Source organism: Herpetosiphon geysericola, from assembly GCF_001306135.1.
Classification (GTDB): Bacteria; Chloroflexota; Chloroflexia; order Chloroflexales; family Herpetosiphonaceae; genus Herpetosiphon; species Herpetosiphon geysericola.
In genome coordinates this window covers 17,345-31,188 of the sequence record NZ_LGKP01000022.1, presented here as the reverse complement: position 1 = coordinate 31,188, position 13,844 = coordinate 17,345, and the positions used below count along the sequence as shown (strand labels likewise).

General features: G+C 49.8%; 13 protein-coding genes. 8 read left to right on the top strand and 5 right to left on the bottom strand.

The genetic code is table 11. From position 1 onward, the window contains the following. Nucleotides 1–260 precede the first annotated feature (260 nt). The 5 genes from rplI to SE18_RS12975 all read left to right on the top strand — a co-directional run bounded on the left by rplI (nt 261) and on the right by SE18_RS12975 (nt 6,102). A complete protein-coding gene (rplI, locus tag SE18_RS12995; protein WP_012191060.1) occupies nt 261–767 on the top strand; it encodes a 50S ribosomal protein L9 in 507 nt (168 codons plus the stop codon). 129 nt (nt 768–896) lie between these two features. Then, complete coding sequence (dnaB, locus tag SE18_RS12990) at nt 897–2,678, top strand: replicative DNA helicase (protein WP_054534898.1); 1,782 nt, start codon at nt 897–899, stop codon at nt 2,676–2,678. 286 nt (nt 2,679–2,964) lie between these two features. Continuing rightward, nucleotides 2,965–4,053, top strand: coding sequence for a WXG100 family type VII secretion target (locus SE18_RS12985; protein ID WP_054534897.1), 1,089 nt, complete (start codon nt 2,965–2,967; stop codon nt 4,051–4,053). Between the two features lie 78 nt (nt 4,054–4,131). Continuing rightward, on the top strand, nt 4,132–4,623 hold the full coding sequence (locus SE18_RS12980) for a hypothetical protein (RefSeq protein WP_054534896.1): 492 nt from the start codon (nt 4,132–4,134) through the stop codon (nt 4,621–4,623). Between the two features lie 99 nt (nt 4,624–4,722). Continuing rightward, nucleotides 4,723–6,102: an ATP-binding protein gene (locus SE18_RS12975; RefSeq protein WP_054534895.1), complete on the top strand. Its 1,380-nt coding sequence runs from the start codon at nt 4,723–4,725 to the stop codon at nt 6,100–6,102. On the opposite strand, the gene SE18_RS12970 is transcribed toward SE18_RS12975, so the two are convergent. The 3 genes from SE18_RS12970 to SE18_RS12960 form a co-directional block, all read right to left on the bottom strand. After that, nucleotides 6,099–7,025, bottom strand: a complete 927-nt coding sequence (locus tag SE18_RS12970) for a lysophospholipid acyltransferase family protein (protein ID WP_054534894.1) — start codon at nt 7,023–7,025, stop codon at nt 6,099–6,101. The genes SE18_RS12975 and SE18_RS12970 overlap by 4 nt on opposite strands. A gap of 7 nt (nt 7,026–7,032) precedes the next feature. After that, nucleotides 7,033–7,809 (bottom strand): GNAT family N-acetyltransferase, encoded by a 777-nt coding sequence (locus SE18_RS12965; RefSeq protein ID WP_054534893.1) that lies wholly within the window; start codon nt 7,807–7,809, stop codon nt 7,033–7,035. A gap of 123 nt (nt 7,810–7,932) precedes the next feature. Then, nucleotides 7,933–8,724, bottom strand: coding sequence for an aminoglycoside adenylyltransferase domain-containing protein (locus SE18_RS12960; protein WP_054534892.1), 792 nt, complete (start codon nt 8,722–8,724; stop codon nt 7,933–7,935). Between the two features lie 88 nt (nt 8,725–8,812). Between SE18_RS12960 and SE18_RS12955 the strand changes: the two genes are divergently transcribed. The 3 genes from SE18_RS12955 to SE18_RS12945 all read left to right on the top strand — a co-directional run bounded on the left by SE18_RS12955 (nt 8,813) and on the right by SE18_RS12945 (nt 10,994). Continuing rightward, nucleotides 8,813–9,178, top strand: coding sequence for a hypothetical protein (locus SE18_RS12955; protein ID WP_054534891.1), 366 nt, complete (start codon nt 8,813–8,815; stop codon nt 9,176–9,178). 61 nt (nt 9,179–9,239) lie between these two features. Further along, nucleotides 9,240–10,136, top strand: a complete 897-nt coding sequence (gene accD / locus SE18_RS12950) for an acetyl-CoA carboxylase, carboxyltransferase subunit beta (RefSeq protein WP_054535346.1) — start codon at nt 9,240–9,242, stop codon at nt 10,134–10,136. A 21-nt stretch (nt 10,137–10,157) separates the two neighbouring features. Beyond that, on the top strand, nt 10,158–10,994 hold the full coding sequence (locus tag SE18_RS12945; RefSeq protein ID WP_054534890.1) for an acetyl-CoA carboxylase carboxyltransferase subunit alpha: 837 nt from the start codon (nt 10,158–10,160) through the stop codon (nt 10,992–10,994). 61 nt (nt 10,995–11,055) lie between these two features. Here SE18_RS12945 and SE18_RS12940 read toward each other — a convergent pair whose 3' ends face one another. Together SE18_RS12940 and SE18_RS12935 are read right to left on the bottom strand one after the other, a co-directional pair. Further along, the gene (locus SE18_RS12940) at nt 11,056–12,381 is read right to left on the bottom strand and encodes a hydroxymethylglutaryl-CoA reductase, degradative (RefSeq protein WP_054534889.1); all 1,326 of its coding nucleotides are present in this window, start codon (nt 12,379–12,381) and stop codon (nt 11,056–11,058) included. A gap of 372 nt (nt 12,382–12,753) precedes the next feature. Next, nucleotides 12,754–13,776, bottom strand: a complete 1,023-nt coding sequence (locus SE18_RS12935) for a hypothetical protein (protein ID WP_236706868.1) — start codon at nt 13,774–13,776, stop codon at nt 12,754–12,756. Nucleotides 13,777–13,844 lie beyond the last annotated feature (68 nt).

Sequence of the window (13,844 nt, the reverse complement as noted above, 5' to 3'; positions counted from 1 at the left end):
GAAGATGATTAAGCGTTCATAGATTACATTTTAATTTCTTAGCTTTGATTTGCACCGTTGGTACTAACATTTTGACTTCTGATTTTTGACTTCAGCCCTTCTAAAAGACTTTGACGAGAAAATATGATCTATGGTAAGATAACGCGCAGCCCCAAATTTGGGGCTATTCTCATGGTATGCTCCCTCACATGATGAGGGTTGTAAATACAAGCCCGCAGATGTGGCGGGCACCAGCACCGCTAAACTAAAGGAGCTATTCCGTGAAGGTTCTGTTGATTCAAGATGTCGAACACCTTGGTACTGCGGGCGACATCAAAGAAGTATCTGGTGGCTACGGTCGCAACTATTTATTGCCCAAGAAGCTGGCTGTGTTTGCAACACCTGGTTTGATCAAGCAAGCTGAAGAACGCTTGGCCAAACAACGCAAACTTGAAGCGAAACAACGCGAAGAATTACGCGGTTTGGCTGACAGCATCAATGGCGTAACCTTGAAGTTCGTTACCAAAGTTGGCGAACAAGATCGCTTGTACGGTTCAGTAACTAGCTCAGACATTGCTGAAAAACTGCAAGCAGCCATCGGTCAAGAAGTTGATCGCCGCAAAATTCAACTCGACGAGCCAATCAAGCGCACTGGTGTGTATTCAATCGGCGTGCGTTTGCTCGCTGGGCTTGAGCCACACATCAATGTCGTGGTCGAAGGTGAAAATGGTGAAGGTAGTGTTCAGCCCGCAGCCGAAGCTGCCGAAGTTGCGAGCACCGAAGCCTAGTTCATTCGTTTTGTCCAACCGCTGATGCCGCGCCAATGAGCGCGGCATCAGTGCTTTAGCCGCTGGTATCCACAGCTTTTCACCTGTGAATCCACCCGTTATCCCAACATTTTCCACATCGAGGTCGCTATGGATAAGTCGTTACCTGCCGATATTAATGCCGAACGTGCCACGCTTGGTTCGATTTTGCTTGATCGTGATGCAATTATTCCGGTTGCTCCATGGCTCGCTAGCGACTATTTTTATCTTGAAAAACATGGTTTGATTTTTAATGCCCAAGTGGCCTGCTACAATCGCCGTGTGCCCCCCGATTTGGTCAATGTCACCGATGAATTGCGCCGCAAGGATGAATTAGAAGCTGTCGGCGGCGTGCCCTATTTGCTTGAGCTTTCGAATAGCGTGCCCACCTCGGTGCACGTCGAATACTATGCCCGCATCGTCGAACGTACCGCGCTCTTGCGGCGTTTGATCATCGCTGGCGGTAAGATTGCAGCCCTCGGTTACGACGAAACCCAAGAGCTTGAAGCAGCGCTCGATCAGGCAGAATCGGAGTTATTCGCCGTTTCACAGCGCCGCACCACCGATGGCTTTATTCATATCGGCGCAGTCGTCGATAGTTTCTTCGACCAAATTAGCCAGATGCAAGAACGCGGCGGCGAAGTCGTTGGCCTCAAAACTGGCTTTAACGATTTTGATAAATTAACTGGTGGCTTGCAACGCTCCGACTTGTTGATTTTGGCGGCGCGGCCTGCAACCGGCAAAACCAGTTTGGCCTTGAATATTGCCTACAACGCTGCCAAAGAATCGGAAGCCTGCGTGGCAATCTTTAGCCTCGAAATGAGCCGCGACCAGTTGATGCAGCGGATTTTGGCCACCGAAACTGGCGTCGATATGCAAAAGCTGCGCACCGGCCAAATTCGCGATAGTGATTTGCAGTTGCTCACCGAGGCGCTTGGTAAGCTCTCCACCATGTCAATTTATATCGACGATTCGCCTGGAGCCAGCATTATGGATGTGCGCTCCAAATGTCGGCGCTTGCAAGCAGAAGCAGGCATCGATCTGATTATCATTGATTATTTGCAGTTGATGCAGGGCGGCGGCAAGCGCGATGGCAACCGTGTGCAGGAAATTAGCGAAATTAGCCGTGGTTTAAAAGCCTTGGCGCGTGAAATCAACGTGCCAGTCATTGCGCTTTCGCAGCTTTCGCGGGCCGTCGAAAGCCGCACAACCCACGTCCCCATGCTCTCCGACTTGAGAGAATCGGGCTGTCTAACAGGCGATACCCAAATCTATTTGCCAGATCAAGGTCATTATGTTCGAATCGATCAATTGGTTGGTCAACAAGGGTTTAATGTTCTAGCGCTCAATCAAGCAACTTGGAAACTCGAATCACGGCCTGTTACCAATGCCTTTACGACGGGCACAAAGCCTGTTTTCAAACTGCACACAAAACTAGGCCGCAGCATTCGCGCCACAGCTAACCATAAATTCTTAACCATTGATGGCTGGAAGCGCCTTGATGAATTAAATCATGCCAGCCAAATTGCCATCCCGCAAGAACTTGCCCTAGAACTTGGCAGCAACAATCTCCAAGCAACAATTGAATGGGAAACCATTCTCAGCATCGAGCCTGATGGAGTTGAGCCAGTATACGATTTAACGGTGGATACGCTGCATAATTTTGTCGCGAATAACATTATTGTGCATAACAGTATTGAGCAAGATGCGGATATTGTGATGTTCATTTATCGCGAAGAATTGTATGATCCCGAAACGGATAAGAAAGGGATCGCCGAAATTCACCTTGCCAAGCACCGCAACGGCCCAACTGGGATTGTACCCTTGCGCTTTTTTCGCTCAACAACCAAATTCGCCAATTTAGAGACCTATCGCCAACCAGAAGGCTACTAAGCATCGAGATGTTCTCTCACGCCACCCCCTACTCACAGCTCTGGTGAAGGGCTTAATTGCCGTTTAAAAATAAAAGCTGGTATTAGCTGCTATGGATGATCAGCCTATTTCATATCGATTAATCGCAGCTAGGCCTATTGGTGAGCCGTTTAATACCAATCGAGCTATATACCAACATACCGCTAGTTTGCTATAATCCGCCGCACTGAGTTGAATTGAGGGTTCTGCTTCCATCGTCTCCAACATTCTAGCCCAACGCGCCCTCCTCGTTGCGAGGATTCAGGCAATGCCTGCTCCATTTGTGCAGATCAAGTACGAAGTGGTAGACACAATCATCCAACGCTTTCAAAACCTCCACGATCAAAGCCAAATTATTCAAGCAACGCTCTGTCAAACGATGGCCTTGTTACAAGCCGGCCAATGGCAAGGCACAGCTGCCAACGCATGTTTTCAAGAGTTTGAGCATGTCGTTAATCCCGCCTTTCAGCGTTTGTTACAGGTTCTGCAAAGCAGTACTGAAACTACCAAGGCCATTCGGCAGACCATGGCCGCTGCTGAAGCCGAAGCCGCCGCGCTCTTTCGCGACGATTTTAGAACAATCGGCTTGGGTGGCAACAAGCTACTGTTGAGCCAAGAAAATGGCGAGCCATCAACTCTGTCAGAACCACCCTTGAAACTGCCATTCTTCCAGCAACTGATCGAGTGGGCGCAACAAGTATTTGCTGAATGGCACGCGAATTATGGCTCTAAGGTTAATCCCTATCCTGATGGGTCAGTCAGCGAGGCCGAAGCGGCAGTTATTTTTAATGATATGGCCAATGAGTCAGATATTCCCTTTAAATATGCTGATGATGGTTGTTATGCGAGGGCACACATTATGACTACTCGAATTTATAAACGGTATGGTATACCGCTTGAATCATTGGATAAAGCTTATATCCAAGCCACTGGAACAGCGCCTGATACCCATCTTACTGTACCTACTGAGTATCGTTATTCTGCTCAAAAGTATGATGATGTAAGCTCATATGATGGGATTGTGGACTGGGGATGGCATGTCGCACCAACAGTTAAGGTTAGAAATAATGATGGTTCAATTACACGAATGGTTATCGATCCATCTCTTTTTAGTCAACCTATTTCATTAGAAACATGGCATGCCAAAATGAATGATAACGATGCGATATTAAACCTAGTACCTTATAATTGGTATAGCCCAAGAAAAGGTTTTAAGTCTAATGAATATTCAGCAAATCCTCATCCAAATGAATTTCTAGTAAATTATACCCATACGAAAGAGGAATTGGATATTTCTGCTGAAGTAACGATGATAGAGTATATGAAACGATGTGAAGATTCAGGTTATTGTAATTAGAGGTTTATAATGAAAAAATATATACATTTACTAATCATAATACTATTTTTAATCTCTTGTACTAATGAGGAAACTGTCATGAATAATAGTCAATTTACAATTTATATCTTTACGAATGAAGATATAAATCATGAAATAGATGATAAACCGCACATTACAGATCCAAACATCCTATTAGCAACAATTGATTTAGAACGTGCTGCCTATGTCATTCCTGAATCAGCGATTATTGCCTATGATTGGCCAGAACAAACCTTCAAAATTACGAATCCTTGGCATGATAGATTGCGAGAAACTCCTTTTTTTATGCATGAAGGCAGTAAGGCCATCGTGGTATTTCAACAGCAACGCATTATGATTGGATCACTGCTTTCGGAAGATACAGCACGTTTTATCGCTCCTGAAGAAACGGCTTTGTATTCCAGTTTCCGACAAGATCACATCTTCTATAGTTTTCGCTATGGATCAGTGCTTCAAACTGCGCAAGCATATCCATTTCTCAACCCCGATCCCATCATCGCCGAAGCAGTCAAGGCACATTTTCGCCAGCTGGGCAAGTTGATTGAGTAATTAGTAACGTGCAGCAGGCAGCAAGCTTAAGCAATTGATCGGACAAAGAACCAAGCCCTATGCTATAATTGCAGCCCTATTGAATGTTTGGGGTTGTGTATGCTTGAACAGTTACTTGAAAACGGCGAAAGTGAGATGCTAGCCTGCTTCCGCGAACGCTTTCGGCCTGAGGATTTGGCTGAAACGTTGGTGGCTTTTGCGAATGGCAATGGCGGTAGCGCAGTCATTGGCATCAGTGGGCGGGTTCGGCCCAAAGTTGAAGGTGTTCAAGATATTCAGGCAGCAGAAGAAGCAGCGCTAGAGGCAGCACTGGCCTGTACGCCGCCCTTAGTGCTCCCATTGCCCCAACAACTTACCAGTAACCAACAAACGGTGTTGCTCATTGAAGTGCCGCCAGGCTTGCCGAATGTGTATAGCTTGCATGGCAAATATTTGCGCCGTGAAGGCCCAAGCAATGCGCCAATTCCACCCAATGCCCTGCGCCAATTGCTGATCGAGCGCGGCGAGGTTGGCTGGGAACGGGTTCGCCCAGAAAATGTTAGCATGGGCGATTTAAGCGAGATGAAAATTCAATCGTATGTGGCTCGGATTGGCCCGCCCGCCGATGGTGATCCCTTAGGTTGGCTGTATCGCCGTGGTTGTCTTACCCGCGATAATCAAGCAGTTTATCAACCAACCAATGCTGGAATGTTGCTGTTCAGCATCACCACCGAGCGCGATTACCCGCAATGCGAGTTGACGTTGGTGCGTTACACTGGCAACGAAATGAGCGATGAATTCGAGCGAGTCGATATTCGTACTACCTTGCCCGACCAAGTGCGGAGGGCAGAGCTTTGGCTTGGCGAGCACATGCGGCGTGGCTCGCGTATGGTTGGCCTTGAACGTGAAGATTGGACAGAATATCCACCAGCTGCTGTGCGTGAAGCGTTGGTTAACGCTGTGGCCCACCGCGATTACACCGTACGTGGCGAGGGCATTCGAATCGCCATGTTTGTCGATCGGCTGGAAGTCTATAGCCCAGGCCGCTTGCCGGGCCACGTCACGATCGATAACATTGCTGCTGAACGCTTTAGCCGCAACGAAACCTTGGTGCAAGTGCTCGCCGATTTAGGTTTGATCGAACGGCTTGGCTATGGCATCGACCGCATGCAGCGCCAAATGGCCGATGCAGGCTTGCCACCACCAGAATTTCGCGAAACTGCCGCTGGCTTCTTGGTAACGCTGCGCAATAAAGGCATGAATGTTGCCAACACCTCGATCATCGATACCGCCAAATGGGAAGCCTTGGGCTTGAACGAACGCCAAATCGGAGCCTTGGTCTTTTTAACTGAGAATCGCCGAATTACCAACCGCGATCTGCAAGACCTCAGCCCCGATGTTTCACCCGAAACGATTCGCCGTGATCTCTCGGATCTGGTTGATCGGGGCTTGATTTTGAAGATTGGCCAAAAACGGGCAACCTATTATATTTTGCGCTAAGCGGCTAGCGCTTGGCCAACGCTTTGCTCGGGCAAACGCTGATCGTCGCCTTCCCAACGTTCTTGGCAATTGAACCAATACAGCCATTGGCTAGGGTTTTCGCTAATAATTGAGGCCATCCATTCGTTGAGTTCGTCGGTGGCCTCGCGGCGTTGTTTGCGGCCAAAGCTGCGACCTAAATCCACAGGAGCTTGGCAAATCAGTCGATGGCGCTTGCCTTCTCGCACACTGTAACACGGCACAATCGGCACATTATCTTCGAGCGCAAAGGTTGCTGCGCCTTGGGGCGTGCGCGATTGCAAGCCAAAAAAGCTGGCCTCAGGAAAATTCGGTCGCCAAAAATCACCCAACAAGAAGACTGCCCCATTGGCTTGTAAATGCTGGCGCAATCCACGAATCAACTCGCGTGGCGAGGTCGCATCGTAATCAAAGCCAGCACAGCCAAGGCGATGAAACTGCTCGTAGAGTGGCCGCAGTTCAGGGCTGCCCGCCGTGCCAACCGTCAAGCAATTGTAGCGCTGCGCCAAACGCCAGTAGCTATAAAAGAAATTGCCTTGATGGGGCGTGTAGAGAATTACGCCGCGCCCTTGAGCTAAGGCAGCCTCAATATGTTCGATTCCTTCAAGCAGCACATGCTCGCTGCTCAAACGATCAATCCCAATCAGCACTTCATACAGCAACAATAGCAAATGCTGGAGATAGCGCAGGCCAATCCCAGTCCGCCACAGCCACGAGCTATCAAGCAGCACATGGGCCAGATTGGCGTGCAAATGGCGGCGCAAGCGCGGCACGAAGCAATATAAAGCGAGGGCCAACATCCAGCTAAGGCCAATAACCAAGCGTTGCGGCAACCAGCCGCCAATGCGCTGAACCCGCGCCAAACGCTGCGGATTGGTGGTCAATTGAGCAAGCAGTTGATACATCGCAGCCTCAGGCCGTTGCTTGATACGAACTGGCAAAATGGCGTTGGTAGCGCTTGGTCATTTGGTTGGTTTCAAAAACCACAAAGAAATCGGTGGTATGAAATAGGGGATCGTAGGCTGGCTCGCCCGCCAATTCAGCACCCATCCAACGATAGCCCTTGATCAATGGAGGCAAGCGCCGTACCATCTCGCGCTCGCTACAAGTCATCGGCAAGCAGCGTAAATCGGCCATGCGATGGCTGGCTAATGGCTGAATGTGATAGCGATCAGTAATTACGTTATGTTGACGTAGCATGCTATACAAGGCGCTCACATCAGGCAATTCATCGTGGTTGATGCTGGCGCAGCCAATCAAATGGCTATGTGGTCGCTCAGCCAGATAATTGGCAATTCCACCCCAGAGCATTTGAATTGCCCGCGTGCCGCGATAATCGGTGGCAATGCAGCTGCGGCCAAGCTCCAAGGCGTTGCGCAAGTGCGCAAAGCGCGCAAGCTCAAACTCGGTTTGCGAGTAAAAGCCTTGATGCGCCAAAGCGCGTTCGCCAGGCAACAAACGATAGGTGCCAACAACCTGCTCAGAATTTTGGTCGATCACCAACAAATGGTCGCACCATTGGTCGAAAACATCGAATTCAAGCCCATGCTCGTTCCAAAGCCGCGAGTTATTGGCTTCTTCAACAAAAACGCGGTAGCGCAAGCGCAAGGCTTGCTCAATTTCGGCGCTCGTCGTGGCACACTTAACCGTCAGGCGTGGGGTCGTGCTGCTGATCGTTGCAAGCGTCATCGCGGTGGCTCCTTTGTGATGATGGGTCACAGCGCTAGCCTAGGCTGCTTGCTTTAATCAATTGCGATTGAATTGTTAACAATTATGTTAAATTAAGTAAAATTTGTACATGCGCAGCTTTTGCTAACGTGGCGCACGCGCCAAACAAGCGCGCACAAAATCCAAAGTTTCAGCAACCAAGCCTGGGTCAGCAGCTGTGCGATATTTGAGGCTAGGATTTGGCCGATTGGCCCATGCTTCTTCAATTAAAGGATGCCATTTGGGGGCAAGCTTGGCAAGCGCCCATTCAACCCCAGCCCGTTTTGAGTGAATTCGGCCTGTTGCTAGGCTCTGCAACATACGGCAATAACTTATCACGGTAAATGCTTGCGCCCATTGATTGGTAATTTGATACATTCCAGCTTGCATCTCCCCAGCCCAATCGTGCATTGTGTTGCGAATTTCTTGGCGCAGCTCAGCTGGATCAATCGGATCAATTAAGTTGGTTGCTGGCGGCCCAACCAACGCAATGCCACATTCGCGCACCGTCCAGCGCATCACCAATTCGTTATCGTGGGTCGATAGAATTAACTGCGAACTGCCATTATCCAAATACCACAAGGAGGTTTTGTTGGGGTCGGCGCGGCGAACTAAGGCTTGAGAAATATACGAGCCTTCGAGATGTTGCGCCCACGGCGAGGGCAACCCATAAATCGCTGCATGCAATGCTTGTAATGCAGGAAGTTGGGTCGAATCAAGCTCGTCTTTTAATACAACCATAAAATCGACATCACTGGCGTCGTCCCAATCGCTAAGCGCAATCGAGCCGCTCAGATAGACGGCCAGCAGCTGATTGCCAAGGATGTTTTGTAATTGTTCAACTAAGCTGGCCAAAACAGCTTCAAGTTCAGGGTGATTAATCCGGTTAGGCTGCATTGGAGCCTCCTTTCAACGCTAGAGCGTAGCGATTGTGGCACAAAACGGGCAGGCGCACATCGGCAACAAGCCCGATCAAGGAGCAGGGATGAAACAGTATTCCAACAAACGAATTCTTGGCTTGATCATGGGATTTTGTGGCCTGTTTGTGGCGCTATTACTGATTCCTGCATTGCTGATCCAGCACTTCTATTTTGAGCGCATTTGCGCTGTGCATGCCCAAGCCAACGGCCTTGGCACCAGCTGGTATAGCCCAGCCAGTCGCTATAGCCCTGAAAGCTGTTTTTTTGCCAATCAAGGCTCAATTCCAGTTAATCAGCTTGTTGGTTGGCAGCACAAGCTTGTGCTGGGAATCTGGTTAATCTATCGACCATTAGGTGCTTTTGGGTTAACATTGTTCATTTTTATGCTGCCTTGGCCGAAACTGAAACGCTTCAAAAATATACGGCTATGACGCACTGCGTGCTATGCTATAATCCCACTACGGCTCAACAATGACCGTGGAGGTTCATGATTTGAAAGATTTTTTTCGGCGTGCGCCGTTACCCTTCACGTCTTCGCGGCGTGAGCAACAGATACCAGATAATGTCTGGACCAAATGCGCCAACTGTGGCGAGTTGACCTATCAAAAACAATTCAATGATGCATTAAAAGTTTGTCCAAAATGTGGCTATCACTCGCGGATTAGCTCACGCGAATGGATCGAAATTTTGGCCGATGCAGATTCGTTCGTTGAGTATGATGCAGATTTGCAAGGCATCGATATTTTGGGCTTTGTTAGCCCCAAAGATAATTACGAAGCCAAATTAGCTGCGACCAGCGAACGCACCGGCACCAACGACGTAGTGATGAGCGGTAGCGCTAGCATTGAAGGCTTGCCCTTTGAAATTGCAGCCTGTAACTTCGATTTCATGGGCGGTTCGATGGGCAGCGTCTTTGGCGAAAAAGTTGCCCGTGCCGTCGAACGTGCCGCCGATCGCGGTGTGCCCGTCTTGACGATCAACGCTTCAGGCGGGGCGCGCATGCACGAAGGCATTTTTGCGTTAATGCAAATGGCCAAAGTTTCGGTGGCGCTCACTCGTTTGGCCCGCGTCCGCCAACCGCATATCTCGCTGTTGGTCGACCCATGCTATGGTGGCGTTTCAGCCTCGTATGCCTCGGTTGCCGATATTATTTTGGCCGAGCCAGGCGCAAATATTGGCTTTGCTGGGCGACGGGTCATCGAGCAAACCATTCGCCAGAAATTGCCACCACACTTCCAAACCGCAGAGTTTTTCCTTGAACATGGCATGATCGATGCAGTTGTGCCACGCTCGGACATGCGGGCCACCATTGGGCGCTTGCTGCGCCTCTATGAACGACCCACATCATCGGCTGATCATCGCGAACATGTCGTAGCGGGCCACCAATAAGCCCCACGCAGAGGTCAAAACGTGACAACGTTAACTGAATTATTGCCTTGGGATAAGGTGCAAATTGCCCGTAATCCCCAACGCCCACGCACACTTGATTATATTCGAGTGCTGTGTGAAGATTTTTTTGAACTCCGTGGCGATCGCCATCATGGCGACGATCAAGCGCTGGTCTGTGGTATTAGCAAAATTGATGGCCGCAGCGTTGCGATCATTGGCCATCAAAAGGGCAGCGATACGAAAGAAAACGTGCGCCGTAACTTCGGCTCGCCGCATCCAGAGGGCTATCGCAAGGCCTTGCGAGTGATGGAGCATGCCAAAAAATTCAACATGCCCATCTTAACCCTGATTGATACTGCTGGCGCGCACCCAAGCATGGCCGCCGAAGAGCGTGGCCAAGCAGAAGCCATCGCCCGTAATTTGTTGGTTATGGCCGATTTGCCAGTGCCAATTATTGCCACGGTCATTGGCGAGGGTGGTTCTGGCGGTGCTTTGGCTATCGGGGTTGCCGACCGTTTGTTGATGCTTGAACATGCTGTCTATTCAGTTGCCTCGCCAGAAGCGAGCGCGGCAATTCTCTGGCGCGATTCGAGCAAAGCCTCGGAAGCAGCCAAAGCCATGAAAATCACCGCCCAAGATTTGCACAGCTTTGGCATTGCCGATCTGATTATTCCTGAGCCAGAGGGCGGCGCGCATATGGATGTACCAGCGATTGTGCATGCGGTTGGCAATGCCCTGCGCGAGCAAATTAGCACGCTCAGCGCACTCACGCTCGATCAATTGCTCGACCAACGCTACGCCAAATATCGGGCAATCGGGCGCTTTCGCCAAGCTCAAACCGAAATTGTCGAGGCTTAAAAAATTAGGCCAGCACCTTGTCTACGAGGTGCTGGCCTTTTTGGCTTAAGGAGCGGGTTGTTTAGCAGGGAACGCCGACCTCGATGCGTTGCAAGGCATAGGTTTCGTGCATTTCGCGCACAATTTCTGCTGCTCGCGCTGGTTTGATACACCGTTCAGCAATCAAACGTTCAGCCACTTCCTCGACCAAGGCTGGTGGAGCACCGGCACTCATGGCAATTTGGCGAGCGTGCAAGCTCATGTGGCCGCGTTGAATACCTTCAGTTGCCAAAGCCCGCATTGCTGCCAAATTTGAAGCCAAACCAGCACAAACACAGACTTCAGCCAATTCGCGAGCGGATCGAACATTCAATAACTTCAAGGCCGCTGCCGCCGTTGGATGCACCTTAACTGCGCCCCCAACAATCCCAACCGCCAATGGCATGGTCAATGTGCCAACCAAATTACCTTCAGCATCTTGTTCCCACGTCGTCAACGAGGTATAGCGGCCATCGCGGGCGGCATAGGCATGCGCTCCCGACTCGATTGCGCGCCAATCTTGGCCAGTTGCCAACAACACTGGGTCGATGCCATTCAAAATGCCTTTGTTGTGAGTCGTTGCGCGATAGGGATCAACTGCGGCGAAGGCATAGGCCCACAAAATCCCTTCGATCACATCTTCGCCACGCAGATCCGAGCGATCCAACGCACGGGCTGGAACGACACAGCGTGCAGTTGCCAAACGGCGATCGCTCAAGTTGGAGAGAATTCGCAAATAGGCGCGACCGCCAGTTAGGGCTTCTAAGCGTGGCGCAACAGCTTCTGCCATCGCATTAATCGCGTTAGCACCCATTGCATCCAAACAATCGACAATCAGGTGCACAACCAACATTGGTCCCATTGGGCTAGCAGCGAAGGAATGAACTTCAACATCTTTGGCCCCGCCACCTAAGCCAACCAACGAAGTGCTTTGGCGATTGGCAATTGCCAGCAAATCGGCCTTGTGCTGCAAAATAAGTTCGCTAGCAGCAGCATGATCGGCGATATGGACTAATTGAATCTGGCCAATCATCAACGATTCGGTGCTGCTAGTGGTAAAACCGCCGCCTTCGCGAGCCAGTTTGGCCGCAAACGAAGCGCCAGCCACAATCGATGGTTCCTCGACAACCATTGGCACGAGTGTATCTTTGCCATTAATTTGAAAGTTGGTCGCAATGCCCAAAGGCAAGCTATAAGTCCCAACCACATTTTCAATCATTTTATCGGCGCGTTCAATCGTTAAGCTGCCAGCGCCATGCAGCGCCCGCAAATCATCGTTGTTCAAGCCATCAAAAGCCCCTACGGCTTGCAACCGATCAAGCGGCGAAAGTTGGTAAAATCCTTGTAAACGGCTATTTTTTGCTTTCATCAGAACGAAGCTCCTCTGGCGCCAAAATTAGGTAAGCATGGTGTAGACGGCTGAAGTGTAGCATGTGACGCAGTGCAAACCTAGTCAAAAAGCTGTCAAAACCTCTCATTCCGCTGTCGATTTAGCTACCGCTAGCATTTCTACGCAGATCGAAGGTCAAAGGATGGTACTCTAATGCTTGAAAAATTGATAGCACTCAGGTGGCAGCATCGAATCAGGAGTGGTTGAGTAAACACCAATTGCGCGAAACCATGGCCGATAGCCTAGCAGCAACCAACCGCGAATGCTAGCCTACCTTAGTACTACGCAAAGTAATAAAAAAAGCTCCACAGCGTTCAGTAGCTGTGGAGCTTTTGAGGCTAAGAGGTCAGATTATGGCAGAACCGTGAAAAAGACATCAGCAATATGCTTGCTGGTTTTGCCTTCCAACGAAATCAACCACAGCCCAGTTTCTGAGCCATCGGTTGGCCACTCGGCGTTTTCAAGCGAGCCGGTTGCCCCAATTGATGTACCATCATCAAATTTATAGGTTTCGCCTGCTGGATCAGTAATCCACAAAATAACTTCTTCGTTTGGTTGGAAGCCATAAAAATCAAAGAATAAGACCGTGCCAGCTTGAACACATTTGCTAGGCCGAATATTGGCTGATCGTGGGTCAGGCGTGTTTTCACATTGTTGTTCTGGTGTCACTGGCTGCGACCATTCATCAATGATTTCTTTGCCGAGCAAGCCCAAAAGTACCTTGAACTCGTCAGGGTTGCTTGGGTGCCATTCGAGCCGAGCGCGCTCGAACCATTGGGTTACCACAGTATCGCCATTGGCATTGGTTTCAGTTTGGGCGCTGGTCAAGGGCAAGCCAAACAATTGCAACGAACGAGCGTAGGTATCCAAGCCATCAATCTTCAAGCCATGCGATTGCCAGTAGCTCTTGAAGCCCAAGTTACTTGCTTGATCACAAACGTTGTGGCCAGTTTCTTCAAACCACAAACAGCCATCAACTGGACCAGCTTCGCGTGGTTCAGCGTCGCGACCAAGTTGCGCCAGCCGTTCTTTGCCCAACAAACCCAACAAGACTTCGTAGGGCGTGCCAGCATTTTCTGGATGTAACTCAAAGCGATTGCGTTCGAGCCATTGGGTCCAATAATCAGCATCACTATCGACATTATATTCATCAGCGGCTTCAGTGATTGGATAGCCAAAAACTGGCAAACCACCATTGTTCTTCCAATATGCCAAGAAATCATCGGCCAAACATTCGGTAATGCCAGGCACATCGAAACATTGGGTTTCAAGCACGATCGGTTCGGCGGCGGCGGTTGGGCGTGGCTGCACAGTCAAGGCTGCTACTGCGAGGGTTGCAGTCGCCAAACCAAACATTCGACGGATTAGACTCACAAATTCCTCCAAACATGCTGCGAACAGCATCTAAATCACTGGGGTTAGCTCATCATAACAAAATCCCA